Raw genomic sequence first — 26,422 nt, forward strand, 5'->3', positions numbered from 1 at the left:
ATTATGCATTAAAGCTCTCAGTCAATTGTGGTACCACTTGTTTCTTACGTGAAACGGCACCTGGAAGGAAAGCGTGGTTGTTTTCAAGTTTGAAGTTGAAAGCTACTTCTACCTTATCCATATTAGCACCAAGAGCCAAGATTTCTGAGTTTGAGTTGACGATGTCTGTAATCATCAAAACAAAGTCAGAGTAGCCGTTAGCTGCATTGGCAGCTTGGATAGCTGCTTCGATTTCAGCTTGGCGTTCCAAAACTTCCGCAATATCAACTGTGTTCACTTGAGCCACACGAACGTTATTTCCGTTCAATTCAAAAGTCTTGGCATCGATGTCGATCAATTCTTCTGCTGATTTGCTTGCCAAGTTAGTACCAGCCTTGAGCATTGCAAGACCATATTCTTCCAAGTTGACACCAGCCAATTCAGCCAATTCTGGCGCAATCACTTTATCAGATGGGTGTGTTGTTGGAGATTTCAAAAGAAGGGTATCTGAAATCAAACCTGAAAGCATCAAACCTGCCAATTCTTTTGGCACTGCTACACCATGTTCTTTGAACATGCGGTAAACGATAGAAGATGCTGATCCAACTGGTTCCAAACGCATGTAAAGTGGGCTGGCAGTTTCAAAGTTAGCCACACGGTGGTGATCCACTACACCATATACTTCTACTTCAGCGATATCTGAAACAGATTGTTGGAATTCATTGTGGTCCGTCAAGATGACTTGTTCTGCACCTTCTGCTTTAGCTGATGTGATGACGCGTGGTGCTTCCACACCAAAATAGTCCAACACGAAAGCTGTTTCTTCATTTGGAGTTCCAAGAGCCACTGCTTCTGTATCCAAACCATAAGCTTCTTTTGCAAGATAAGCAAAAGCTACAGATGAGCCAATAGCATCTGAGTCAGGATTTTGGTGACCAAAAACGAGAATTTTTGACATGTTTCTACCTCTTTATTTCATTTATAGATTCACTCTATTTTAGCACGTTTTGCCATTTAAAGAAAGGGAATAGTTGTGCATTTCAATAGAAAAGACAGCTGGAGTGACCAACTGTCTATACTTTTTATCCTTTGACCCGTTTCAGGTAATCTTGGTAACTTTCTGTTTCCATCAAATCTTTTGCATTTTGGACCCGTTCTTTTGTCGGTGGTTTCACACCCTCCAATTTGTAAGGAATTCCCAATTCACGCCATTTGAATTCCCCCATAGTATGGTAGGGCAGAATTTCAAATTTATCAACATTTTTAAGGGTTTTAACAAATTTTCCAAGCTCGATCAAGTCGTCATCTCGGTCTGTCAAACCTGGCACCAAAACGTGACGAATCCAGACTGGTTTTCCAATATCAGATAGATACTTGGCACAAGCTAGAATCGTTTTATTGGTATGGCTGGTCACAATTTTGTGCCGTTCATCATTGATTTCCTTGATATCCAGAAGCACCAAGTCAGTCACTGCCATCAAGCGGTCAAATTTTTCCAAATAACGAGGCGTATTCCGGAAAGGAAGAGCACAGGTGTCCAAGGTACAATGAATGCCCAACTCTTGAGCCTTAGTGAAAAGAGCAATCAAGAAGTCAATCTGCAAGAGGGCTTCTCCTCCACTGACAGTGATTCCCCCTTTTTCGCCCCAAAATCCACGATAACGGAGGGCTTCTTCTAGGACATCATCCACTGTCCGTTCACGGGACTTGTTGGTTTCCATTGCCCAAGTATCTGGATTGTGGCAGTATTGACACCGCATTTGACAGCCTTGAAGGAAGACAATAAAGCGGATCCCAGGCCCGTCTACTGCCCCAAAACTTTCTGTTGAGTGTACCATTCCTGTTACTTTTCCATAGTCAACTGTTTCATTTTCCATTGAGGAACCTCTTCTCTTGAAAACGTTTTATGGTTTTATTATAACACGATTCCATCTATTTTAAAGAGTTTAAGCTTCTTTTTGAAAAGAATCTGTTTTTTTCAGTAGTTTTCATTGTCCTAGTACAGTTTCCAATATGGGACTATCTGTCCTGTATTATGGAAAAAATTTACGGCCTTGATGTCATTAAGGGTCTTATCCAGATAAGATTTCTTGCTCCATGAGAACACTCTATCGTTTAGCTGATATTAGTGTTTTCGACAAGATGGACCTTACTTGGAGAAGAAAACGAAGGCCAAATAGGCAGAAAGAAACGCGTGTAAAACAAGCTTTTCATAGAGAGTTACGTGAGAAAGCAGATATTTATCCCGATTTTTAGAAAGAATTCGGTCATCTAGAAGGGGTTACAATTGCAGGAGAAAAAGACAAAAGTCTAGTCATTTCTTACTAGAATGCTTTTCAAATGCCATCATCACACTGAAAACCAATGGACGGAAAGCAAATGATTTTGAGGCCTCCACTGATCAATGGTTGTCTAAAGTTCCTAGACACCTCTTTAAGTCGATCACTTTTGATTATGGGAAAAAATTTTCTAATTGAAAGTCTATTTCGAATGCGCATGACATTGATATTTCTTTGTGGGTCCAGGATGTCTTGGTCAAAGAGGTCTCCATGAACATTTTAATAGCTTATGGAGACGGAATTACTGAAACAAAGGGAGTTTAGCGAAAACTCCTTTTATTTTATCCTAATACCAATTCATCACTAACCAGGGTTTCACCACTGTTTTGTTGGAAGAGGCGCATTAAATCTTCAACCGTTAGGTTTTTCTTTTCTTCTCCTTTGACGTCGACAACGATCTTGCCTTGGTAGAGCATGATCAAGCGGTTGCCGTATTCAATCGCATGGTTCATATCATGCGTAATCATCAAGGTTGTCAAATCATGGCTTTCCACGATCTTTTGTGTCAATTCCATGACCATTTCACTAGTCTTAGGATCGAGCGCTGCGGTATGTTCATCCAGAAGCAAGAGTTTCGGTTTGACCAAGGCTGCCATGACCAAGGTCAAGGCTTGACGTTGCCCACCAGACAAATATTGGGTATCCACCTTGAGACGGTTTTCTAAACCGATATTCAGTTCCTTCAAGGCTTCACGGAATAATTCGCGATCTTTCTCTCGAACTCCCCAGCTCAAACCACGAGATTTCCCCCGACGTTGGGCAATGGCCATATTTTCTTCAATGGTCAAACGAGAAGCTGTCCCCATCTTGGGATCTTGGAAGACACGCGCAATATCTTTCGCACGCTTACGAACACTCGTATTTTTGATGGAGTTACCTTCTAGCAAGATATCTCCTTCATCTACGACCAGATTTCCTGCCAAGATGTTCATCAAGGTTGATTTCCCAGCTCCATTTCCACCGATGACCGAAATGAAGTCCCCTTCTTCTACTTGGAGATCCAAGCCTTTTAAGACATGGTTTTCATTGACTGTTCCTGCTTCAAATGTCTTATGAATACCTTCAATTGATAATAATGTTGCCATACTTTTCTCCTACTTATTTCCTAACTTCAATCCACGAACACGAAGACGTTTTTGCGCCTCAGGAGCGAACAAGACAATCGCGAGCAAGATCGCATTGAAGAGACGAACCATATTTTGATCGAGATTTGGGATCTCGTAAATATTTAAGATAATCAAACGGTAAACAATGGCTCCAACCCCGATGGAAAGCAAGCGCCAACCAATGGTCAATTCGTGGATCAAAACTTCAGCGATAATCACAGCACTCAAACCAACTACGATCGTCCCTGTACCAGAAGTCACATCTGAGAAACCATCATTTTGTGCAAACATGGCTCCACAAAGGGCAATCAAACCATTGGAAATCATGTAGCCCAACATCTTCATGTTATCTACATTGACCCCATTGGCCTCACTCATTGGAATGTTATCACCAGTCGAGCGCAAAACCAAGCCAAGTTGCGTCTTCATTAAGAGGGTCAATAAGATACAGACGATGATCAAGCAAGAAATACTAATCAAAAAGACAGCTTCTTCATTGGACAAGCCCAATTTCATGACACTTTTGAAAATGGTACTGGCATCGCCAATAGAGAGGTTGGGTACTCCCCCCATGATTTTAATATTGATAGAGTAGAGACCGGTCAAAGTGACAATCCCTGTCAAAAGGGCTGGAATTTTCATTTTTGTATGGAGAATCCCAGAAACCAATCCTGCTATCATCCCTGCCAGGAAGCCCAACAAGGTTGCAAGCCAAGGGTTTCTTCCTGCTTGAATTTGGGAGGCTACAACTGCTGCACCAAGTGGAAAGGCTCCTTCTGCCGTCATGTCGGCAATATCTAAAATTCGAAATGTTAAGTAAACACCGATCGCCATGATCGACCACAATAAACCTTCTGATAAACTTGATAAAACGAAATTCATCTCAAACCTCCTATTTTTCTACCTTCAACGAGCTAATATCAATTCCAAGCTCTTTAGCCATCTCTTTATTGGTATGCAATTCTAATTTTTCAGGTGTTTCAACTGCGACTTTGCCGGGTTTCTCACCCTTCATGATGCGAATGGCCATCCGAGCAGCTTGTCTTCCCAATTCCTCATAATCAGTACCAAAGTTGTACAAGCCACCAGTAGCTACCATTTCAGCAGATCCACCAAAAACGGGCACCTTATGACTGATGGAGACCTGTTTTACAGTGTCCATTGTAGAAGAGATAATATTGTCTGTCGGAACAAAGACGATATCTGCTTCTGACATGATACTGTCTGCTGCAGCTTTCACATTGTTACTATCGAGGATGGTTTTTTCAACCACTTGATAGCCTTTAGCTTCAAGGATCTTCTTCGCATTGTCTTTTTGGACAACTGAGTTAGGCTCACTTTGCGTATAGAGGATCCCAACTGTTTTCGCCGTTGGAAGTACTTGCTTAATCATATCCACCTGTGTAGAGATCGCATCGTCTGACTGGTCACTTGTCCCTGTGATATTGCCACCAGGCTCTTTCAAGTTTTTCACCAATTTCGCTGCCAATGGGTCGGTCACAGCTGAGAAGACAACCGGCGTTGTTTTCGTCGTATTGGCCACACTTTGAGCCGAAGGTGTTGCAATCGCAAAGACTAGATCACTTTCTTCCGCCAATTGTTTGGAAATGTTTTTCAGATTTCGTTGCTCCCCTTGAGCATTTTGAAAATCAATTTGGATATTTTTCCCATCCACATAGCCCTCTTTCTTCAACTCTTCGATAAAGCCTTTTCTTGTTGCATCGAGTGACTTATGGGTGATGTACTGGGAAATCCCAATCCGAAAGACATTGTCCTTTTTAGCATCCTTCAGATGGTGTAAGGTCACCAATGATGTTAACAGAAGTCCTACAACCAGGACAGGTGCTAGTAATTTCTTCACTACTTTCATTTTTTGACTCCTTTTCTGCAAATAAACAAAAAATCCGCTTAGACCATTCTCTAAACGGATGCTGAAATTATCCAACAAGTTACAAAACCTCGGTCCATTTAGATACTAGCTCTATGGACCATCATCAAAAATCTTAGCCACATAGATACAAACAAATTGCTTGGGTTGTTTGCATCCATGAGATCATGTCTACAAACACTATCTAAAGTAGCTAAAGTAAAATTTTTGAATGGAAATGGCTTGTTGCTTCATGTTTATTTTCTGCTTTCTTTATTTATGGGTATTATCTTACCTTAATTTTTTTTGGCTGTCAAGACTATTTCAGAAATTTTTAAAATTTTTTGAAAATTCAACTAGCCCTGACAAGAAAAAAAAGAGGCTGGAACACGTCCAAACCTCTATTTTCTAATCTTCTTTTGATTTGCTTTCTTCATCTTCTTCGACGATTTCAGAAATTTCAACTTTTACCTTGGTCACACGACCATTTTTCACCTTGTCATTAGTCAAGATCAAGTGTTTCTTTTGACTATCGACTTCACAGCTGAGTCGCTCTTTCAAGGTTGGAATTCGCCCAACCTCTGTCAGGTAATAGCCTGCAATGGTATCCACATCATCACTTTCCAACTCAACATCAAAATATTCGTTAAAGTCATTTAGAGACATGGCTCCTTGTACAAAATAAGTATTGTCTGCAATTTCAAAGACATCAATTTCCGCTTTGTCAGTCTCATCGTCAATTTCACCGACGATTTCTTCCAAGAGGTCTTCAAGAGTGACCAGTCCAGACATTCCACCATATTCATCAAGCAGAATGGCCATTTGATTTTGTGTATTGCGCAATTCCTTCAAAAGATCATCCACAAAAATGGTTTCTGGAACAAACAAAGGTTCTTGTAAAATCTTTCTTAAGACAATATTATCAAAGCCATTGATAAATCCTTCATTCAAGAGACGTTTGGTATGGATGAGGCCGATGACATTGTCCTTGTCATCATCATAGACAGGAATCCGTGAAAAGTTTTGCTTAAGGATACTTTCAATAATTTCTTTGGTATCATCATTGATATCAACCATGAAGGCATCTGTCCGTGGCACCATGACTTCACGCGCTACCATTTCATCTAATGAAAAGATCCCTTGAAGCATCTCAATCTCGTCCGCATCTAGTGTTGCTTCACTATTGGTCAGCATATACTCGATTTCATCCCGCGTCATCTTTTCATCCGGATCATCGAATTCCATTGGCGTGATACGGCTCAAAAGATTGGTCGACGCTGAAAGCAACCAAACAAAGGGACTGACAATTTTTCCTAATAGAATGACAATCGGAGCTGTTCGAACCGCTAATTCATCTTTTAAGTTCATAGCAATTCGTTTCGGATAGAGTTCGCCAAACACGATCGAAATATAAGTCAAAAATGCTAGAGATAAAAAGCTTCCAGCTGCAAGAGCTGTTTTAGTGTTGCCCATCCATCTAGCAATGACATGACCAAGGCTATCTGCAAGACTCGCCCCAGATAAAATAGTAATCAAGGTGATCCCCACCTGAATGGTAGATAAGAAATGGTTGGGTTGTTCCAATACGCTAAGAAGACGAATGTATTTTTTATCTCCTTCTTCAGCTTTTTGCTCAACACGAGAGCGATTCAACGATACCATTGACATTTCAGTTGCCGAGAAAAAGGCATTCAACAATGTCAAAACAATCAATAAAATAAATTCCAGTAAAATTTCCTGACTGCCAGGGTCTTCCATGGATAATTTCCTCCAGTATATAATATTGTATATTATACCACAAAATATGAGAGCCTGCATTCTTATATATCAATTTCTTTTTTTCCCATCAAAAAATCAGGAACAGGTCCTGATTTTAGTGTTCTGCACTAGTAAAATCATAAAAGAATGCGTTGAGTTTTTCGACTAGCCCAAGTAATGAGAGACTACTTGTACAGATAAAGGTTTTTCTCTTTAATTTCGGTATCATAAAGTTAGCTACCACAACATCTGCGTCCGAATTCTCGATATCATCCACTGTTAGATTATACTTGATCATCTGCGTAAATTCAAAGTTATCCGTACAGTAAAAATTAAGAAAATCGATCATGGATTTGGCATGGTGATCATCAAAACGACTAATAATTAAGACCTTAATGGATTTCCGACGTCGCAATAACTGCGGTAAGAGACGCTCCCAGTGAGTGTAAACCGTATATATCATGTGCTTGAGGATCTCCTCATTCAAATCATGCTTCATGGTCTTCATATAGATGATTAAATAGTTTCTCAAATCATCATAAAAGGCTGGGAAGATGCTCTTGAAATCTTCGTTCGTATTGGTCTTGATATCAAATAAGAGGAACTCGGAGAATAATTCTTTCCGACCGAGATGTGACGTATTATGGACATGCATCAACATCTCATCTAGATTTTCAATATCTAAATCATAGGTATAACATAGCTCCCTGAACATGTCTTTAATGAGAGTTGTCGATTTTTTTGCATAAGAGTCTGTTGCTGCAGCTTCAATCAGGCTTTCAGGGCTGAAATAGAAATTCTCTTGAATAAAGATAATGAAGAACTGCTCCAGCACTTTTCCATTCAACTCGACACCCAGCTGCAAGCTAAAGTAGCGCAACATCTCCTCGACATTGGTCACCCCTTGATACTGGTCCTTATACACATCATAGTTCGTTGGCATGTCAATAAAATAGCCCTGCTTAATACGTGATAAGTAGACTGTCAAAAGAACTTTATAAGACCTGAGGACAGAGAAAGTCAATGGATAGCCATAGAGTTTGAAGAAGAAGGTGATCAAGTCGGTCACAGCCTCTTCCTTAAATTCTGGGAAAGGCCATTCCATATAGTAATAACGCTCTGCAAAATATTGGGCATAAAAGAAACGAACGTCAATCTCATCTCCGACAAGGTTCAAGGGTTTCAAATCAATCTTTATATTGTATTTGGTTTGAAGCTTCTGATTAATCGTCCGAATCAAGCGGTAGAAAGATTGGTGACTCAGATCAAACTTCCTGCAAATATATTCATTGGAAACATCCTTGTGGAAAAAGAGATATTCAATCAATGCGAATGCTTGTGATTCTTTAAAAAAGTGATGGTAAATTACCTCAAGCCCAACCGAATCCTCATAACTAAGTTTGATTCCATTGGTAGATGATTCAATTATAAAGTCATCAAAAGTGCTACGAAGATTAGACAAATCTTCTTTTAACGAACGTTCCGTACAATCCAAACGCTTGGCCAACTCTTTCAAGTGGAACCATCTTTTTTCCTTAATCAAGATTTCTAATAATTGCAATTGGCGTCTCTGTTTTTTGGATAAGAGCAGTCTCATCTTTTCCTACCTAATTTCATATTTTAATTCAAAATCTCTTATATTTTAACATATTTTATTGAGCTTGTTGACTATTTTTCAAAAAATATACAAAAAAGACTCCAAGGCCCTTATAGGCACTAGAGTCTAGGATTTATTAATGATTCCAAATTCTTCTTTTTTCTTCTGTTCCTTAGCAACACGGTGGTTATCATAAAGATTCACCAAGAATTTTACAATTTCTTTTCCAATCGAATAGACTGGAATCGCGACAACCATCCCGATAATTCCATAGATATTACTTGAGAGCAATAAGAGAACCATAATGGTAATCGGGTGAACCTTCATCACGCCTCCAACGATACGCGGATAAAGAATATTCCCATCGATCTGCTGGATAATCAACATGTAAATGACTGCTTTGATCATCATATCCACATCTGTGAAGGCATAGGTGATGATCATCGGAATCAAACCAATGGTTGGTCCTACATATGGAATGAGATTGGCCAATCCAGAAAAAATGGCAAAGACCAAAGCGTACTTCAATCCAATAAAACTATAGCCAATGTAGGCTAGGGTCCCAATGATCAAGGCATCGATCGAAATCCCACTAATATAGCGCGAGACGGTTTCATTCAAACTAACCAAGAGGCTTGAGATGTGGAGTTTGTCATTGCGTAAAATGGTCCGCTCCAACATCGGCAATAACTTCTTCCCATCAATCAAGAAATAAACCAAGAAGATCGGTGTCATGATCAAGATAAAGACCGTATTGACAATGGTGTTAACCACACTGCCTAAACTGTTAGTCACACTATTCAAGAGATTTTGAAGGATATCCATATAAGAAAGATTCAACTGCTGAATCGTCGATTGGATATTCACATTCTGGAACAAAGGATTGGTTGAGAGTTTTCGAACCAAACTCTGAACTTCCCAGTAAAGTCCTTGAGTCGAATTGATCAAGCTGGTTAACTGATTGATTAAGATAGGAAGCAGATAAAAGATCCCTAAGCCAATGAGCCCAAATAACAGTACTAAGGTGATCAAAATCCCAAACACACGCTTGATTTTTAAGTGTTTTTCCAACAATTCAACAATCGGATTGGTAATGTAATATAAAAAACCTGCAATTAAAAATGGTAAGAGGATGGTATTCAGAACAGATACAAATGGAGAAATTAAAGTCCCCATTGATTTCCAAATATAGAAAATCACCGTCAATAATAAGATCTCACATGTCCAGAATAACAATTTACTATTTCGAAACATTCCTTACCTCCTGTTTTCTATTCTACCATATTTTATGATAGAATAAAGGGGATTTTAATCAAAAGGATGAAGATATGAATAATTTGATTGAACTACAAGACGTCAATTTGATCCGCAATGGAAAAGCCCTTTTAAAAGAGATTAACTGGCAAGTAAAAGAAAATGAATGTTGGGCGATTTTAGGCTTAAATGGAGCAGGAAAATCGACCCTCCTCAAACTGCTCATGTCTGAATACTGGGCTAGTTCTGGCCAGGTAACAGTCCTTGGAACTCGCTTTGGAGAAGGAGGAATTCCTGAGTTGCGGAAGCGTATTGGAATCGTAAGCTCTTTTATTTCAGAAAGACTGCCAGAGCATCTTTTGGCAGAACAAATTGTCCTAACCGGTCACTACAAGAGTAGTATTTTATATGCTGCATACGGAGAGGAAGAACTAAATTGGGCACGGGATATGCTGACTTCAATTGGGGCTAGCTCTTTGATCGGCCGCAAATACCGAGAGCTCTCCCAGGGAGAAAAGCAGACCGTTCTCATTGCACGAAGCCTCATGGACCAGCCAGATCTGATCATTTTTGACGAAGCTTCTAGTGGACTGGATCTCTTTGCCAGAGAAAAACTCCTCCGTCAGATCCATCATATCAAACAACTGGATCACGCGCCTACCATGATTTACGTCACCCACCATGCCGAGGAAATTACAACAGACATGACCCATGTCCTCTTACTCAAACATGGCCAAGTGGTCGAGCAAGGACCAAAGGAAAAGATCCTAACTCCTCATGTCCTTAGCCAATTTTATGAAGCACCAGTATCCCTTATTGATCTTGGTGATGAGCGACTCTTTGTCAAACCAGAAATCACACACTGAAAAGAAAATGAATAAAGCAAAAAGTGCTAAGATGAGAATCTTAGCACTTCTAGAGTATAGACAAACAGTTCTTCTTTACAAATATAATAAATTCTATAAAAATAAAAAAATTTATTCGTTAGAATTATTCAATCATCTACTGAAACTTTCCGCCGTGAGAAAAGTACCTGAAACTTAATAGTTTCAGGCGCTCGGAATTATTGAGACCTTAGGCTCAATAATTAGTCATGGAACTTCGTAGAAGTTCGCTGACGTCCGTACTCACTTAAGGAAAGTTTTTAAGATAATTTTGTCCTCAATCTGAAAAGTGCTAAGATATCCATCTTAGCACTTTTACTTTTATCGATTCCGTGCATACTCGATCAAATCGTATGGAAGCGTATTGGCACTTTCTCTTAGGGAATAGCTTTCTAATTCATTGACATTTTGTCGCATACGGCGCGCTTGCTTGGCAGTAATCAAGTGTTGCGCTTCATATTCAAAAATAATCTTACGCTCCAAATAATAGCCTCTCAACATTTCATCGATATTATTTGGTTTCACGCGATTAATAACCCGCTCCACAAAGGCCCCACTGGTAATAATAGCTGTCTCTCTCAGACGAGATTCTTGTAGGAAAGAGATCAAACTGCTCCGATAAATCCCCTTGAGGTCTTCCAAACTTTCGATGATGATTTCCGTATTGGCCAGATAAAGGGCCGCAATCTGGTCATAATCAATGGCCTCTAACTTATTGTCTTCTCGGGTCCACCAGTTTCGCAAGCCAGACCCAAAAGTTAAGATCTCATGAACTAATAAACGCAAAAGTCGGAAAGACACCAAGAGGTAATAGGTTAGACGAGACGAAAGATTGCGATTGACACGTTGCTCCATATTGCGAAGATAGCGTTGGTAGACGCGGTAGCCCCGCTCTCGAATCTTCCCTTCTTCATAAGCCTGTTCCAAGCCGTCACTTTCAATACTCAAAATCAGGAGCTTCAACTGTTCCCAGTCCTTTTGAATGAGCCTGTTTTCTTGGCCTAGAATCAAGTTTTCTATGCGACCATGGTAGTTATCAATCGCTGCGTACAAGGGACCCTTGTGCTTGCTATTCTTTAGGTCTGCTTCTAATTCCATGACGACATCATTTAAAATCGCGATCTGCATCAGGTAGTCATTGGTTTCTTCCTTTTCTTCTGATAATTTTGGAAGTACCACTAAGCCAGCAATAAAGCTGACAAGGGTAACTCCTGCCACTAAAAAGAGTAGGATAGGGTATTCTTTTTCAATCTTGGTTGGAATCAAAAGAATCGTCGCAATCGAAACCGTCCCCTTCACACCCGAAAAGGTCAGCAATAAGGCATCTTTTAGATAATTTCTCAACGATTTTTTTAGTCGAACCGTTCGGAACCAATAAAAGAGGTAAACCATGACAAAACGAATCAAAAAGAGCAAGGCTGTCAACAAAAAGACAGAAAGAACTAAAAGAAGATTATTGTAAATGGGACTACTTAAGATGGGCTTGGCGATCATTTCCAATTCCATTCCTAAGATGACAAAGACCGACCCATTTAAGATAAAGTTGACCGTATTCCAGACAGTATGACTCACAGTATCTACCCGCGCTTCAAGGAGGGTAATGTGCTTAAAGCGACTGGCTTTTAGGATCCCTCACACAACTACTGCAATGATACCAGAGACATGGAGTTCTTCTGCTAGAAAGAAGGTCAACAAAGGGAGACTCAGTTCTAATAACAATTCACTGGCAATATCACTGGCGTGAACACTCAAGAGCAAGGTTTGTAGCCAACGGTTCACAAAGGCTGTCAAGATCCCCACCGCAAATCCCCCAATAATGGAGATTCCTAAGGAAACCCCTGCCTCTCCAAGGGAGAAACTTCCGGTCGCAAGGGCTGCCAAGGCTACTCGAAAGGCAACTAGACCTGAGGCATCATTTAGTAACCCTTCGCCTTTTAAGATATTCGAAACCCGCTTTGGAAAGCTAAAGCGCTCAGACAGGGAAGCAAAAGCTACTAAGTCTGTAGGCCCAAGGGCTGCCCCCACTGCCATACAGGCTGCTAATGGAAGGCTCAGCCACAAGGAGTGAGCTGCCCAGCCCAAACTAATGGTGGAGATAAAAATCACTGGGAAAATCAAATAGAGGATGACCCGCCAGTGCTTTAATACAGAAGTAATATCGGCTTCTTCTGCCTCTCGAAATAAAAGAGGACCAATGACCAAGGCCAGAAAGAGCTCGGTATCCAGATGAAAATTTTCTTCTGGCACAAAGAGGGCCCAGCCAATCCCTAGTAAAATTTGAATCAAGGGCAGAGGAAGGCTCGGCACAAGTTTATTGGTGGCATTTGAGACGATCAAAATCATCGAAAAGATCACTGCATAAAGGAGTAGTTCCATATCACTCCCTCCTTAGCGTTCTTGGCAACAGGTCTCAAATTGCTGTTTTAACTCCGCAATCTTTTGGTCTGTCTTGGTAACATCCTTGTGCTCAATCTTCTTTTGGCACCGTTCCATCTCAAGCGAAACCAATTTCTTTTTTATTTTGAGCATCTTTTTGGTCATATGGGCTTCATCATAAAAACCTATTGCACGCTCGTGGATGGTTGATTCGACAAAATGATGTCTCAATCCTTCGATTTTATTCTTTAAATATTCTTTATCCATGACGGTAGCTTTCTAATTTTTCGATCATGATCAAAAACGGTGGCTGATTCACTTGATTCAGTGTCCGGTAGATGGTCGCTGTATAGTCTTTTTGAGGGAGCTGACTAACAAAGTCCAGCACTGCATCACGCTCGATATCTCCTCCCTCATGACCATAATAGATCATAATAGCCATTCGCCCACCTTTTTCTAGGCGAGCACAGATTTTCTCCATCGCTTCAATCGTGGTAGCTGGAAGAGTAATGACCGATTTATCCGCAGATGGCAGATAACCCAGATTAAAAATAGCTGCTTTGAGGGTCTCCACATATTGGTCCACATGCTGGTGGCCATCCAAGATCAACCGGACATGCTGAAGTCCCAACTTTTCCAATCTTTCTTGGGTATTTACAAGTGCTTGCTCTTGAATATCAAAGGCATAGACCTGGCCTGCTAGTTGGGCTAAAAAGGCCGTATCATGTCCATTTCCCATGGTCGCATCCACCACCACATCTTCTTTGGTGATGACTTCTGCTAAAAATTGATGGGCCATTTCAAGTGGTCGAAGCATCAGCAGTCTCCTTTTCTTCTAGCTTACATCCTTGGGTACTTCCACGCCGACGCATTTCAGTTTCAATAGCGTTTAGGACTTCCCATTTGTTGAGGCTCCACATAGGGCCAATCAACATATCCCTTGGCGCGTCCCCTGTAATCCGGTGGATGACAATGTGTTTGGGGATGATCTCCAACTGGTCACAGATGACCTTGACATACTCCTCCTGGCTCATGAGTTGAAGTCGTCCTCCATGATAGTCCCGTTGCATCCGTGTATTGGTCATCAAATGCAAGAGGTGTAACTTGATGCCATCAATTTCATTATCGGTCACACAACGGCGAACATTTTCCACCATCATCTCATGCGTCTCCCCAGGAAGGCCATTGATCAAATGGGAGACGATCTCTGCCTTGGGCACCTGTTTGCGAATACGCTTGACTGTTTCAACATAGAGATCATAACTATGGGCCCGATTGATCAATTCAGAAGTCGTTTCATAAGTCGTCTGAAGACCCAACTCAATCGTCACATGCATGCGCTCTGTCAGCTCTGCTAGGTAGGACAAGGTCTCATCTGGTAAACAATCCGGACGCGTACCAATGTTGATTCCTACCACTCCTGGTTCATTGATAGCCTGTTCATACCGCTCTCTAATGACTTCTACTTTATCGTGGGTATTGGTGAAATTTTGAAAATAGACCAGGTATTTCTTCACATCTGGCCATTTCCGATGCATAAAGTCAATCTCTTTGTAAAACTGTTCTCGAATCGGAGCTTCTGGGGCCACAATGGCATCTCCTGAACCCGAGACCGTACAAAAAGTACAGCCACCGTGGGCGACTGTTCCGTCTCGATTGGGACAATCAAAGCCTGCATCAATAGGGACTTTAAAGGTCTTTTCTCCAAATAAGGTTCGATAATAATCATTCAAGGTATTGTAGGATTTCATACCCTTCATTATAGCAAAAAAAGAGTCGAACTCAAAACGCGAGTTCAACTCCTAGTTGTTAGATGCTTATTTTTGCTTGCCTGTAAAGCGCCATTGAAATCGCAAGCGATCATACAAGGGATACTCAAACTGTAAGACAGCAAGGCCCAAAATCATACTGCCGAGAACGTCTGATGGATAGTGGACCCCAACATAAATACGGGAAACCACAATGGTTACAATTCCCAGAACCAGCATGCCTTGAAGGCAATAGCGGGCTGTTTTATTTTTTACATGTTGGCCGATGATGATGATCAAACTTCCCAAAACAAGGGTAGACGCCAGTGAATGACCACTCGGGAAAGAAAAGCCTTTTTCCTCTACTAGATGAAGAATACTTGGTCTCGGTCTCTGGTAGATATTCTTTAGAAGAAGAACCAAAAGACCAGTCAATACCAGATTGCTCCCTAGAAAAAGAGCTTCACTGTACCATTTCTTATAGGCAAAGACCACTAGCAGAAGGCCCACCCAGATGACAATGATCTTGGTATCCATGACATGGGTCACCTTGGTAAAGAAGGCCGTCAGTGTTGCAGGCAGATCGCCTCGAATAGCAGATTGAATCGTACCATCAAAGCCTGTTAATTGTTGCGGGTAAAAGCGAATCACATACCCGAGAATGACAAAAATGAGAAGGGCGAAGCTTGCCTTCGCCCAATGTTGTTGTTTATTTTTCATATTTTTTCAAAATCGGTTGCAATAAGGTATAGATCAACCCAAATGCGATGGCCCAAATCACCCCTTCGATCAGGTTAAACGGTGCAACCATTGCGGCTAAATAGTGGACAAGCCCTAGTGTTTTCGAAATATCATAGTTCATAAAGCGAGCATATAAAGGGATTGCATAGACATAGTTCACTAATACCATCGTGATACTCAAGCTGATCGTTCCAACAATCGTTGCCAGGATAAATCGACCATGGGTCCGTTCCTTGTTCCAAATCCATGCAAAAGCAAGAACAAAAACAAGAACTCCAATGATATTGATTGGTAATCCGATCAAGGTTTCAAGTCCCTTATTATTAAGGGCTAACTTAAGGACAGATCGGATCAAGGTCACCCAAACGGCACTTTTAAAATCCAATAGGACCAAGGCCAACAAAATGGCGATGATACTCAAATCAATTTTGAAGAAATCTATCAAGAAAGAAAATTGATAGAACATCAAAATAAAAGATAAAGCGGATAAAACAGCCACTAGGGTCAGTTTACGTGTATTTGTCATAACAGGTTCCTCCAATTTTTTAAAAATTAGAGAAGCTGGAAAGACGTCTACTCCATCATTCTACTCTAAACTATTTAAACAAAGCTTAAACCAGAAAATATTCTAGTTACTTTAGCTGGTCTCCATCGAAACATGCCGTTAATCAGTCTTAGACTCCAACGTACTATTCCCATGCAGCAGCTCTAAACAGATCAGAATAGCTGTCAGTCTATTCGTCTCTCGTCTTCTCCCATCCAGACTATACTGTCGGTTGTGGAGTCACACCACATCAGCTTGCGCTCGCGGACTTCTTTTAGAGTATGGAAAAGAACATTTCCTAATAAAAGTCACCGCCGGTCGGGAATTACACCCTGCCCTGAAGACTCTTTTATGATAACAAAAAAAACTTGCCTAGGCAAGTTTTTGTAACGTCATGGATTACATCGTTCGTGTTTTAATTTTTCGTTTTTATTTGAGCTTGTCATGCTCATAACGATGGCTCAACTCCAGCCCCTTAAAACCTTGCTGGCGGAGTGCCTCATAGACAATCATGCAGACGGTATTAGAGACATTTAAACTACGGACATGCTCATCATTCATCGGAATGCGAATGGCCTTCTCCTCGTGCTGGCGCATAAAATCTTCCGGCAAACCTTTATCCTCGCGTCCAAACAAGAAATAATGGGACTTCCCATCCTGATAAGAAACGTCCGAATAGGTCTGATTGGCAAACTTGGACACTAGGTGCACCTGACCGTCGCTCGCTGCTTCCATAAACTCTTCCAGGCTATCATAAAAACGGACATCCAGCTTGTCCCAATAATCGAGTCCTGCTCGCTTCATTTTGCGATCATCGATCGGAAAAGCCATGGGGCGAATGATATGCAAGGGAGAATTGGTCGCCGCACAAGTCCGTGCAATATTTCCCGTATTTTGTGGAATCTGAGGTTGGAACAAGACGATGTGGTTTTGAGCTGCTGACTCTTGGTAGTCCAGTTCTTCAATATTCATACTCGATCTCTTTCTGATAAAAAAATAGCCACACTGCCCGGAGTCAAGCTCAGCAAACAGCGTGGTTACAGCTTCATTAACTTAACTCACAACAGGTTTGAGGTAAATCAACGAAGGTACTTTCTAAGTATATCACTTTTGAAGCTCCTGTCAATAGTTTTTTTAGATTTTTTTAAGAAACTTTATCAAAGTTTTCGATCCCTCCTCGTTCTACTCTTTTGACGATTTTTCCTACTTGTTCTTAGCTTCTCAAAATTCCACCAGAAAATCCTTAAAAAGATGAATTTTTCTTGAAAATAGAGTATGATAGAAGCATACTCTGGAGGTATTCTATGAAAATTATTGTTGTTGGTGGAGGAAAGGTCGGAACGGCCCTTTGTCGTTCTCTCGTTGCTGAAAACCACGATGTTATATTGATCGAAAAAGACGAATCCGTTCTTAACCATATTACCAAACGGTTTGATATCATTGGAATTTTAGGAAATGGGGCGAACTTCAAGATCTTGGAACAAGCAGATGTTGAAGACTGCGACATCTTCATTTCCATGACCGAGTACGACGAAGTGAACATGGTCTCTGCTGTTTTGGCTAAAAAAATGGGAGCCAAAGAGACCATCGTTCGAGTGCGGAATCCGGAATATTCCAATTCCTACTTCAAGGAAAAAAATATCTTGGGCTTCTCCCTAGTTGTCAATCCGGAATTGCTGACAGCACGTTATATTGCCAATATCATTGACTTCCCAAATGCCCTTTCTGTGGAGCATTTTGCCAATGGTCGGGTAGCCTTGATGGAATTTAAGATCAAGCCAGATAGCAATCTCTGCAATATGAGCCTCTCCCAATTCCGGAAGAAATACGGAAATGTCATTGTTTGCGCAATCGAGCGTGGCAACGAACTCACCATTCCAAACGGAGATTTTGTCTTGCAACCTCAAGACAAGATTTTCGTAACAGGTAACCGGATCGAGGTCGTTCTTTTCCACAACAATGTTCGTCCTCAAGTCATTAAGAGCATGATGATCATTGGTGCTGGGAAAATTGCCTACTACCTACTCAATATTCTTCAAGATGTGCGCCGCAAGATCGATCTCAAGGTTTTAGAAGTCAATCGTGAACGAGCGGAATTCTTTAGCAAGGAATTTCCTGATCTCTATGTCGTCCATGGAGACGGAACTGCTAAAGACATTCTTTTAGAAGAGAGTGCCAATAACTTCGATGCTGTGGCTACTTTGACAGGGGTCGATGAAGAAAACATCATCACCTCCATGTTCTTAAATTCTGTCGGAGTCAAAAAGAACATTACCAAGGTCAACCGAACTAGTCTGTTGGAGATCATTGGCGATCAAGATATGACCAGTATCGTTACGCCAAAACGCATCGCTGTAGATACCATTATGCACTTTATTCGTGGACGCTACAATGCACAGTTCTCAAACCTAGAAGCCTTGCACCATGTCGCAAACGGCCGGATTGAAACCTTGCAGTTCCAAATTAAGGAAGACAATAAACTAACCCAATATCCCCTCTCTGAATTGAAATTGAAAAAAGGCGTCTTGATCGCTGCCATTATTCGAGACGGCAAGGCTATTTTCCCAAATGGAGATGACCGTTTGATGGTAGGAGATCGGATTATCGTAACCACCTTGATTCAAAATGTCACTAAAATCTACGATTTAGTTGAGAGGTAAACCTGATGAATAGAAGCATGATTCGTTACCTCTTGTCCAAGCTCCTCTTAATCGAGGCAGCGCTCCTGATCGTTCCCTTAGTGGTCGCTGCAATCTATCAGGAACCTGCCAAGGTTTTTGTCTCAATTGGGGCAACCATGGCCATCTTACTTGGGCTGGGGCTCCTTGGTAGTTTTCACAAACCAAAGGACTTTCACATCTATGCTAAAGAAGGAGTCCTGATTGTAGCACTCTGTTGGATCCTCTGGTCCTTCTTTGGTGCCCTTCCCTTTGTCTTTTCGGGGCAAATCCCCAACATTATCGACGCCTTTTTTGAAGTCAGCTCTGGCTTTACAACAACAGGGGCAACGATTTTAGATGATGTAGGTGCCCTCAGCCATTCTCTCCTCTTTTGGCGCAGTTTCACCCACTTAATTGGAGGGATGGGAGTATTGGTCTTCGCCCTTGCCATTATGGACAATAATAAGAACAGCCACCTTGAAGTCATGAAGGCGGAGGTTCCTGGTCCAGTGTTTGGCAAGGTCGTTTCCAAATTAAAAAACACAGCTCAAATCCTCTACTTCTTGTACTTGGGCTTGTTCTTCCTTTTTGTGGTTCTTTATTTCCTTGCTGGCATGCCCCTTTATGATAGTTTTGTCATCGCCATGGGGACGGCTGGAACCGGGGGCTTTACCGTTTTTAACGACGGAATTGCCCACTACAATAGTAGTTTAATCACCTATTTGGTCAGTATCGGGGTTTTAGTCTTCGGGGTTAACTTTAACCTCTACTACTTCCTCATGATCCGAAAATTCAAGGCCTTCTTTAAAGATGAGGAATTGCGGACCTATATCACCATCGTCCTCGTGTCCAGTGTCTTGATCGCGTACAATGTCCTTCATCTCTATGCCAATGTCGCTAAGAGTTTTGAGATTTCCTTCTTCCAAGTTTCCAATATCATCACCACTACCGGTTTTGGTTATGGAACGACGGAAAAATGGCCTCTCTTTTCTCAGTTCATCCTCTTGATGCTGATGGTTGTCGGTGGTTCTGCTGGATCGACCGCCGGGGGGCTAAAAGTCATTCGGTGCTTGACCTTATGGCGAATCGCAAAAAATCAGGTTCTTTCGACCTTGTCTCCGAATCGCGTTCTGACCTTGCATGTCAATGATACGGTATTGGATAAGGATACACAGCATCAGATCCTCAAGTACTTTACAATATACAGTTTTATCACGATCGGCCTACTCTTTGTAGTCAGTCTAGACAATAATAACTTCATGACGGTTGTCAGCGCTGTCTTTAGTTGTTTCAACAACATTGGACCTATGATTGGAACAGGTCAAACCTTCTCCATCTTTAGTCCGATTTCAAAACTGTTACTTTCCTTAGCCATGATTGCCGGACGGCTTGAAATCTATCCAATGATTCTACTCTTCCTCCCTAAAACATGGTCTAAACGCTGATAGACAACTCTTTTACAAAATCAACACCCTTAGAAAAATAATTTCTAAGGGTGTTTCTGTTTATTTGCGATCGTCCTATTTTGATTCTTCATTTCGCTTCAGACTAAAATGGTCTGGCAAGGGGTCTGGTCCTACTTTGGTTCCAGGATGGCAACGTAGAATCCTTGCAATCCCCATCAAGACACCTTTCACACCAAAGCGTTCAATCGCTTGGATCATATAATTGGAACAGGTCGGTTGAAAGCGACAAGAAGGCGGAAATAGGGGAGAGATCCATTTTTGATAGCCTCTGACCATAGCAATCAGGATTTTTTTCATGCTTTTTTAGATTTCGTCACTGCTAAATTGTGCAACTGGCTAATTTCTTTTTTGTTCAAGCGACGGTATTCACCCGGACGAAGTCCTGAGACATCTAGGTTTCCAAACTGGGTTCGGGAGAGTTTGTCCACTAAAAGTCCTACAGCTTCAAACATCTTTTTGACCTGGTGGTTGCGCCCTTCATGAATGGTCAACTGAACCACTGAACGGTTCTTTTCAACATCCACTTTTAAGATCTCATAAGTCGCTGGCTTGGTTTTCTTGCCATCAATGGTCACCCCTCGTGTTAAGGGACGCAAATTTTCCTTATTGGCAATCCCTTTGACACGCGCCACATAGACCTTATCAATCTCATTACGTGGGTGAATCATCTCATCTGTAAAATCACCATCATTGGTCAAAATCAAGACACCAGATGTATCCCAGTCCAAACGTCCTACTGGATAGATGCGCTCTGGCACTTGAGATAAAAGGTCAACGACTGTTGTCCGCCCTTTATCATCCGATACACTAGAGATGACGCCACGTGGCTTATTTAAAAGATAGTAGACCTTTTCTTCGTTATAGATTGGAGTCCCTTCTACTTCAACCTGATCACCGGTTTTAATGATGGTCGCTAATTCACGCACGACTTGGCCATTGACCGTCACCAAGCCTTGCTTGACCAGTTCTTCGGCCTTGCGACGACTAGCCACGCCTGCATGGGCGATATATTTGTTAATTCTCATCTAATTCCTCTGTTCTCTCTGAAAATAATTGACCTTCCTCTGGATTGAGGTCCACTTCCTCAACCTTTGGCAATTCCTCCAAATGATTGATCCCCATGTAATCCAAAAAATACTCCGTCGTGACATACAAATTAGGACGCCCGAGGACTTCTTTTTTCCCATCTTCACGGATCAGATCAAATGACAGTAGTTTGGTAATGGCCCCACTGGAATTGACACCCCGAATATCATCGACCTCCACACGGGTGATCGGTTGCTTATAAGCAATGATTGACAAGGTTTCAAGGGCAGCCCGAGACAAACTTTGGTTCATAGGCGTTCTAGAATAGTCTCGTAAAACCGAAGCGTAGTCTGCCTTTGTCACCAATTTATAACGGGAAGCTGTCTCCATCAAACACAGACTGGTATCTGTATCCTCCTGGTATTTTTGGACCAATTTTTCTAAACTTTGCACCACACCTGTTGGGGGTAAAGAGAGAAGATCTGCGATTTGTCTGGCAGTAATTCCTTCTTCACCCGCTACAAATAAGAGTGCTTCAATTTCAGCTAATTTGCTCATGTTCAATCCTATTTAAGTAAATTTCTCCAAAAGCCGTATCCTGTACCACTGTGACCTCTTGAATTTTGATTAATTCAAGGGTTGCAAGAAATAGGGTAATGACCTCTTGGAGATCCGCTGCTTCTAGAAACAAGTCCTGCAAGAGAACTTGTGAACGATCGTGGAATCGGTGACGCAGCTGGTCCATCAGATCCTCAATCTTGTATTCATCCTTGACAATGGTTGTATGGTTCTGGCGGAATTCTTCTTTTTTCTTGGTCAATAGTTTTGAGAAAGCCAAGAAGAGATCCACCGTGGTGCGATCATGAAGTAATTCAGTATCGTCATAGACCAATTCCATCTTCGGTTTCGAATAATAGAGGGCGCGCTCCTCGTGCTGCGAGGCCATCAACTCTCCTAATTGCTTGTAAGTACGGTACTCTTCCAATTGAGAAAGGAGGTCCTGCTCTAGATCCTCTGCTTCATCCATCTCCTCTGCGACCTTAGGAAGAAGTCTTCGACTCTTGATCAGGGTTAGTTGACTAGCCATCAGCATGTATTCCCCTGCCACCTCTAGTTTCATTGCCTGGAGAGTCGCCAGATAAGCCAGATACTGTTCAATCACCTCAATCAAGGGGACCTCATAGATATCCATCTGGTATTTAGAGACCAAGTGGAGCAAGAGATCCAAAGGCCCTTCAAAATCTTTAAATTTAATATCCATTATTTATATTTTTCTAATGTCACCATAGTTTTTAGGCCCAATTCACGCGCAATACTAAAGAGATCCACACCGAGTTCACGTTGTTTCAAAATATACTGCTCACGAATCGATTGTGCCGAAAGGTCTTGGTTGCCTTTTTCAATCAAGAAAGCTTCTAATTGCCGGAATCCCCACTGACGGGAGTATGATTTTCCCTTATTATCAAAGAGATAGACACCATCGAGGAAGAGCTGCAACTCATCCAGTAAAGGCTCTGGAACTTTTAAAACTCGTTTTTGGCCATCTTTGCCCACTCGAATCACATGAAAGTCCAGCTGAATATCTTCGACCTTGACTTGGAGGATCTCACTTGGCAATAAGCCCATCTCCAGAATCAATAAGGCCATCAAGCGTCCCTGTGGATTGGTTGATTCTTCCCAAAAATGGGTCAGATCCAACAATTCACGATCATGGGTTTTGGCCGGTTGAATTTTAGGCAAGACCAAACGATGATATTCAGAAATAAAGCGTTCTTGATACAAATAATATAAAAATTGGTTAACGGCGGATAATTTTCGTTTTTGAACCGCCGGTTTAAAATCTTTAATCGAAGCTTGGTAAATTCTCAAATTAGTCGGTGTTACTTTTCCATGAATTGATTCAATAAATTGGTCCAAATCATAGAAATAGGCTGACTGAGAATTTTCACTTAGTTCTTTTTGATCAATAAAACTTGCAATAAATTCTTTCATTTTGGAATCATCTCGTATTCATTTGAAAAATTATGCATCAGCGAATTGATGGCTTTGAGGATCGATTTCCGCGTAATAATCCCTTGGAAATACCCTTCTTCATCCACCACTGATAAGAAGGAGTCATCCACCAACTTGTGAAGGACTTCTGTCAAATTGAAGTCTAAGCCGATGACCCCGACCTCCTTCTTTGCAACGTCTACGATATCCATCGAAGCAAAAGTCTCCTCAGGAATCTCGTGTTTCAATTGATAAGATAGAATATCCGTTAGGGAGATCGTCCCCACAAACTTGCGTTCATCCGTCACTACCGGAATGCGACTATAGCTAATCTGGCTCAACAGCAAGACCGCATGGTCTACATTGTGGGTATCAATCAAGACCGCTAAATTTTTGGCAGGAGTTAAGAACGTCTCTTCCTGCGTCAGCAAGAAACGTTCAAATTCCTTTGCTATCATCTGCTAAACTCCTTTGTCAGTTCAGGATACAATTCATGCTCTCGCGTATAATACTCTACCCTAAAGTTCGAATCCGTAATCTCTATCTTGGCATACAAACACTCCCGAATCAGACCACGAGGTTGGCTAACGGATCCAGGATTCACAAAGAGGGTTCTTCCTTCCTTCCAAGCATCTGGGATATGAAGGTGGCCGTATAGACAGATATCTGCTTCCTCCTCTTGGGCCCACAGATCCAATTTTTGAAAACTAAAATTGATCTGGAAGAGATGCCCATGGGTCTGGATGATCCGTGTTGGCCCTAGTTGGGTCACCAAGCGTTCCGGATAGCCATCATAAAAATCCATATTTCCTTGGACAACGTGGATCCCTTCCCAGACAGGATCATCACTTTTTAGTTCAGAATCCCCATTGTGAAAGATTCCATCGACCTTGCCTAGATATTTTTCTTTAATTGCTTCAACAATGGAGCGGTCTCCATGCGAGTCACTCATCACGATGATTGTTTGCTTTGCCATGATGGAAATACCTCCAATAACTTTTTAACAGCTAAAGCACGATGCGATTGTGTATTTTTTTCTTCAAGTGTTAATTCAGCGGCAGCACGGCCCGTTTCCCCAACTAAGAAGAGTGGATCATAGCCAAACCCATTTTCTCCTTTAGGCTCAAAATTAATATACCCTGGCCAATCAGCTTCCACCACTAGGCTTTCCTTGCCTGGTCTTGCAACCACCAAGGTCGTATGGAACTGGGCTGAACGGTCTTTCAAGTCAAAAACCATAGCCAATTCGTGCAACAATTTCGCATTATTCTCTGCATCTGTCGCACCAACTCCCGCAAAGCGAGCGGACCAAACTCCTGGTAAGCCTCCCAAGATATCTACCTTCAAACCTGAATCATCCGCTAAGACTGTTTTCCCAGTTAGCTCTGCGATGGTTTCAGCTTTTAGGCGGGCATTCTCCTCAAAGGTCATCCCTGTTTCTTCGACTTCTGGAAGCTCTGGATACTGATTGAGGTTTTCCACTTCAAAGCCTAGCTTTTCAAACATATTGCGGAATTCTTTGGTTTTTCCCTCATTTCGAGTCGCAATGAGAATCGTATCTTTGACCTTGTCTTGACCCAAGAAGGCTTCCAAATCCAGCCCATCACTTGGCAAATGCAAATAGAGCAATTTCCCTTTTTCAACCAAGAGCAAGGCTCCTTGACGCTGTACGATCTCAAAAGCTCTTCCCTTGACTTCATTCAAGATTTCCGTCAAAAAGGTTAGGAAACGAAAGGCTGAACCATAGCGCATCACCGATAGATTAAGCGGAAATCCTTCAGGATCCTTGGCAAAGAGAAGTTCCAGCTGGTCTAACAGAGTGGAAGCTTCCGCAGGAACTTGACTAAATTGATTGTAGTCTGCATCTTCTCCCCATTGGGCAATATACCAATCTTGGGAATCTTTGTATTCAAATAGTTTGTCACTCATAAATTTACATGCTCCACATTCACTGAACGTTCTAGCCATTTTTCGGCAATTGCTGCAAAGCTATTGGCATTTGCAGTGGTATAAAAGCGGTGGGTCTGCTCTAAGAGTTCGCGGCTCTTATTGAGCTCAAAATAGTTTAATAAGACGGAAATATCCCGAACACACTCCGCTCCACTATCAATCAATTTGACATCCGGTCCCATCACATTTTGAATAATCGGTTTTAACAGGGGATAATGGGTACATCCCAAGACCAAGGTATCAACCTTTCCAACTAGTGGTTTTAGAGTTTCGTAAACCACCTTTTTGGTCACACTGGATGCCAACTCGTTGGATTCCACTAAAGGAACAAACTTGGGACAAGCTAAACTGGTGACTTTCATATCTGGTGCCAGACTTTGAATCTTCTCTTTATAAATTCCAGAAGAAACTGTCATCGGTGTCCCAATGACCCCAATTTTTTGATGGGTCGTTGATTTAATGGCTGCAGAAGCTCCGGGCAAGATCACTCCCAAAACAGGAATATCAAGTTTTTCCTTTACTTCTTCCCAAACCACTGCCGTCGCTGTATTACAAGCTAAAACAATCATCTTGACATTTTTGGTCAGAAGGAAGTTCACCATCTGCCAAGTATACTCGCGAATTTGGTCTGCTGGTCTAGGACCATAAGGTGCACGTGCTGAATCTCCAATATAGACGACATCTTCGTGAGGAAGCTGACGGAGCAATTCGCGGACAACAGTCAAGCCCCCTACTCCAGAATCTAAAAAACCAATCGGTCGGTTATCCATATCTCTTCCTTCCAAAAGGAGGGACTAAGAAATTCCTCCAAGCCCCTCTCATTTATTATCGTGAGATTGCCCCACTCTTATTTTTTCTTGTTTTTCGCCATTGCTGATTTTTGTTGGGTCACAATTTGGCGATAGACTTGTTGAACTTTTGCTTCGCTTGGACGTTGGCCACTCGCACCTAAAAGTGTGCGGACTGCTTCAACATTCAAACGTGGATTTGATGCAAATTCTTTTTCAAATTGACGACGAAGCAAGAACATTCCTGCAACCATCCCACCAAAGAAAGCTAAAATAATCAACAAAATTCCTAAAAAGAGATTCATACAATTTTCTCCGATCCATTATTTTTACATAACTATCATTAT

At 41.6% G+C, this 26,422-nt stretch carries 27 protein-coding genes, 1 pseudogene and 1 riboswitch; of the genes and pseudogenes, 3 read left to right on the forward strand and 25 right to left on the reverse strand.

All coding sequences use genetic code 11. From position 1 onward, the window contains the following. Position 1 precedes the first annotated feature (1 nt). The 8 genes from O3642_RS03775 to O3642_RS03810 all read right to left on the reverse strand — a co-directional run bounded on the left by O3642_RS03775 (position 2) and on the right by O3642_RS03810 (position 9,900). Positions 2-937, reverse strand: a complete 936-nt coding sequence (locus O3642_RS03775; protein WP_371605438.1) for a manganese-dependent inorganic pyrophosphatase — start codon at positions 935-937, stop codon at positions 2-4. A gap of 124 nt (positions 938-1,061) precedes the next feature. Beyond that, positions 1,062-1,856, reverse strand: a complete 795-nt coding sequence (gene pflA / locus O3642_RS03780; protein ID WP_003005017.1) for a pyruvate formate-lyase-activating protein — start codon at positions 1,854-1,856, stop codon at positions 1,062-1,064. Positions 1,857-2,599: 743 nt separating this feature from the next. Further along, complete coding sequence (locus O3642_RS03785; protein ID WP_003005034.1) at positions 2,600-3,403, reverse strand: ABC transporter ATP-binding protein; 804 nt, start codon at positions 3,401-3,403, stop codon at positions 2,600-2,602. Between the two features lie 9 nt (positions 3,404-3,412). Beyond that, the gene (locus O3642_RS03790; RefSeq protein ID WP_003005682.1) at positions 3,413-4,306 is read right to left on the reverse strand and encodes an ABC transporter permease; all 894 of its coding nucleotides are present in this window, start codon (positions 4,304-4,306) and stop codon (positions 3,413-3,415) included. Positions 4,307-4,316: 10 nt separating this feature from the next. After that, positions 4,317-5,294, reverse strand: coding sequence for an ABC transporter substrate-binding protein (locus O3642_RS03795; protein ID WP_003005177.1), 978 nt, complete (start codon positions 5,292-5,294; stop codon positions 4,317-4,319). Positions 5,295-5,699: 405 nt separating this feature from the next. Further along, positions 5,700-7,049: a hemolysin family protein gene (locus tag O3642_RS03800; RefSeq protein WP_003005271.1), complete on the reverse strand. Its 1,350-nt coding sequence runs from the start codon at positions 7,047-7,049 to the stop codon at positions 5,700-5,702. Between the two features lie 115 nt (positions 7,050-7,164). Next, entirely contained in the window at positions 7,165-8,646 is a 1,482-nt protein-coding gene (locus O3642_RS03805; RefSeq protein ID WP_003005647.1) for a M protein trans-acting positive regulator PRD domain-containing protein, read from the reverse strand. Between the two features lie 126 nt (positions 8,647-8,772). After that, complete coding sequence (locus tag O3642_RS03810; RefSeq protein ID WP_061454999.1) at positions 8,773-9,900, reverse strand: AI-2E family transporter; 1,128 nt, start codon at positions 9,898-9,900, stop codon at positions 8,773-8,775. A gap of 74 nt (positions 9,901-9,974) precedes the next feature. On the opposite strand from O3642_RS03810, the gene O3642_RS03815 reads away from it, so the two are divergent. Then, positions 9,975-10,766: an ABC transporter ATP-binding protein gene (locus O3642_RS03815; RefSeq protein WP_371605439.1), complete on the forward strand. Its 792-nt coding sequence runs from the start codon at positions 9,975-9,977 to the stop codon at positions 10,764-10,766. Positions 10,767-11,105: 339 nt separating this feature from the next. On the opposite strand, the pseudogene O3642_RS03820 reads toward O3642_RS03815, so the two are convergent. The 7 genes and pseudogenes from O3642_RS03820 to O3642_RS03850 form a co-directional block, all read right to left on the reverse strand. Next, positions 11,106-13,160: pseudogene (locus tag O3642_RS03820) on the reverse strand (cation:proton antiporter). A 12-nt stretch (positions 13,161-13,172) separates the two neighbouring features. Then, a complete protein-coding gene (locus tag O3642_RS03825) occupies positions 13,173-13,427 on the reverse strand; it encodes a hypothetical protein (protein ID WP_023918874.1) in 255 nt (84 codons plus the stop codon). Then, positions 13,420-13,977, reverse strand: a complete 558-nt coding sequence (locus tag O3642_RS03830; RefSeq protein WP_371605440.1) for a class I SAM-dependent methyltransferase — start codon at positions 13,975-13,977, stop codon at positions 13,420-13,422. Before O3642_RS03830 ends, O3642_RS03825 begins: the two co-directional genes overlap by 8 nt. Then, complete coding sequence (locus O3642_RS03835) at positions 13,961-14,920, reverse strand: TIGR01212 family radical SAM protein (RefSeq protein WP_141561991.1); 960 nt, start codon at positions 14,918-14,920, stop codon at positions 13,961-13,963. The genes O3642_RS03830 and O3642_RS03835 overlap by 17 nt, the downstream gene beginning before the upstream one ends. 57 nt (positions 14,921-14,977) lie before the next feature. Further along, positions 14,978-15,628, reverse strand: coding sequence for a phosphatase PAP2 family protein (locus O3642_RS03840; protein ID WP_003013200.1), 651 nt, complete (start codon positions 15,626-15,628; stop codon positions 14,978-14,980). After that, a complete protein-coding gene (locus tag O3642_RS03845) occupies positions 15,618-16,190 on the reverse strand; it encodes an ECF transporter S component (protein ID WP_371605441.1) in 573 nt (190 codons plus the stop codon). Before O3642_RS03845 ends, O3642_RS03840 begins: the two co-directional genes overlap by 11 nt. A 202-nt stretch (positions 16,191-16,392) precedes the next feature. Beyond that, positions 16,393-16,542, reverse strand: a riboswitch (FMN riboswitch). An 80-nt stretch (positions 16,543-16,622) separates the two neighbouring features. Next, positions 16,623-17,165 carry a tRNA (cytidine(34)-2'-O)-methyltransferase gene (locus tag O3642_RS03850; protein ID WP_003005113.1) on the reverse strand — a complete coding sequence of 181 codons (543 nt, stop codon included), beginning with the start codon at positions 17,163-17,165 and terminating at the stop codon, positions 16,623-16,625. A 332-nt stretch (positions 17,166-17,497) separates the two neighbouring features. Here O3642_RS03850 and trkA point away from each other — a divergent pair, with 332 nt between their 5' ends. Together trkA and O3642_RS03860 are read left to right on the forward strand one after the other, a co-directional pair. Further along, on the forward strand, positions 17,498-18,853 hold the full coding sequence (trkA, locus tag O3642_RS03855) for a Trk system potassium transporter TrkA (RefSeq protein ID WP_031577099.1): 1,356 nt from the start codon (positions 17,498-17,500) through the stop codon (positions 18,851-18,853). Positions 18,854-18,858: 5 nt separating this feature from the next. Next, positions 18,859-20,298 (forward strand): TrkH family potassium uptake protein, encoded by a 1,440-nt coding sequence (locus O3642_RS03860; RefSeq protein WP_031577101.1) that lies wholly within the window; start codon positions 18,859-18,861, stop codon positions 20,296-20,298. Positions 20,299-20,373: 75 nt separating this feature from the next. On the opposite strand, the gene yidD is transcribed toward O3642_RS03860, so the two are convergent. The 10 genes from yidD to O3642_RS03910 all read right to left on the reverse strand — a co-directional run bounded on the left by yidD (position 20,374) and on the right by O3642_RS03910 (position 26,380). Continuing rightward, the gene (yidD, locus tag O3642_RS03865; RefSeq protein ID WP_371605442.1) at positions 20,374-20,616 is read right to left on the reverse strand and encodes a membrane protein insertion efficiency factor YidD; all 243 of its coding nucleotides are present in this window, start codon (positions 20,614-20,616) and stop codon (positions 20,374-20,376) included. Next, entirely contained in the window at positions 20,613-21,344 is a 732-nt protein-coding gene (locus O3642_RS03870; RefSeq protein ID WP_155172394.1) for a pseudouridine synthase, read from the reverse strand. The genes yidD and O3642_RS03870 overlap by 4 nt, the downstream gene beginning before the upstream one ends. Continuing rightward, positions 21,334-21,903 carry an SMC-Scp complex subunit ScpB gene (gene scpB, locus O3642_RS03875; protein WP_061454990.1) on the reverse strand — a complete coding sequence of 190 codons (570 nt, stop codon included), beginning with the start codon at positions 21,901-21,903 and terminating at the stop codon, positions 21,334-21,336. Before scpB ends, O3642_RS03870 begins: the two co-directional genes overlap by 11 nt. After that, positions 21,887-22,606 (reverse strand): segregation/condensation protein A, encoded by a 720-nt coding sequence (locus tag O3642_RS03880; protein ID WP_003013218.1) that lies wholly within the window; start codon positions 22,604-22,606, stop codon positions 21,887-21,889. The genes scpB and O3642_RS03880 overlap by 17 nt, the downstream gene beginning before the upstream one ends. Next, a complete protein-coding gene (xerD, locus tag O3642_RS03885) occupies positions 22,606-23,337 on the reverse strand; it encodes a site-specific tyrosine recombinase XerD (RefSeq protein ID WP_003005319.1) in 732 nt (243 codons plus the stop codon). Before xerD ends, O3642_RS03880 begins: the two co-directional genes overlap by 1 nt. Then, complete coding sequence (gene cbpB, locus O3642_RS03890) at positions 23,334-23,795, reverse strand: cyclic-di-AMP-binding protein CbpB (protein WP_003005120.1); 462 nt, start codon at positions 23,793-23,795, stop codon at positions 23,334-23,336. Before cbpB ends, xerD begins: the two co-directional genes overlap by 4 nt. Continuing rightward, positions 23,792-24,313, reverse strand: a complete 522-nt coding sequence (locus tag O3642_RS03895) for a metallophosphoesterase (protein ID WP_371605443.1) — start codon at positions 24,311-24,313, stop codon at positions 23,792-23,794. The genes cbpB and O3642_RS03895 overlap by 4 nt, the downstream gene beginning before the upstream one ends. Then, the gene (locus tag O3642_RS03900; protein WP_371605444.1) at positions 24,289-25,266 is read right to left on the reverse strand and encodes a nucleoside-triphosphate diphosphatase; all 978 of its coding nucleotides are present in this window, start codon (positions 25,264-25,266) and stop codon (positions 24,289-24,291) included. The genes O3642_RS03895 and O3642_RS03900 overlap by 25 nt, the downstream gene beginning before the upstream one ends. Further along, positions 25,263-26,057, reverse strand: coding sequence for a glutamate racemase (gene racE, locus O3642_RS03905; RefSeq protein WP_013904021.1), 795 nt, complete (start codon positions 26,055-26,057; stop codon positions 25,263-25,265). Before racE ends, O3642_RS03900 begins: the two co-directional genes overlap by 4 nt. Before the next feature lie 77 nt (positions 26,058-26,134). After that, positions 26,135-26,380 (reverse strand): YneF family protein, encoded by a 246-nt coding sequence (locus O3642_RS03910; protein WP_013904022.1) that lies wholly within the window; start codon positions 26,378-26,380, stop codon positions 26,135-26,137. Positions 26,381-26,422 lie beyond the last annotated feature (42 nt).

Origin of the sequence: Streptococcus sp. 27098_8_66, from assembly GCF_041431945.1 — a bacterium.
In the GTDB taxonomy this organism is placed as follows: domain Bacteria; phylum Bacillota; class Bacilli; order Lactobacillales; family Streptococcaceae; genus Streptococcus; species Streptococcus dentalis.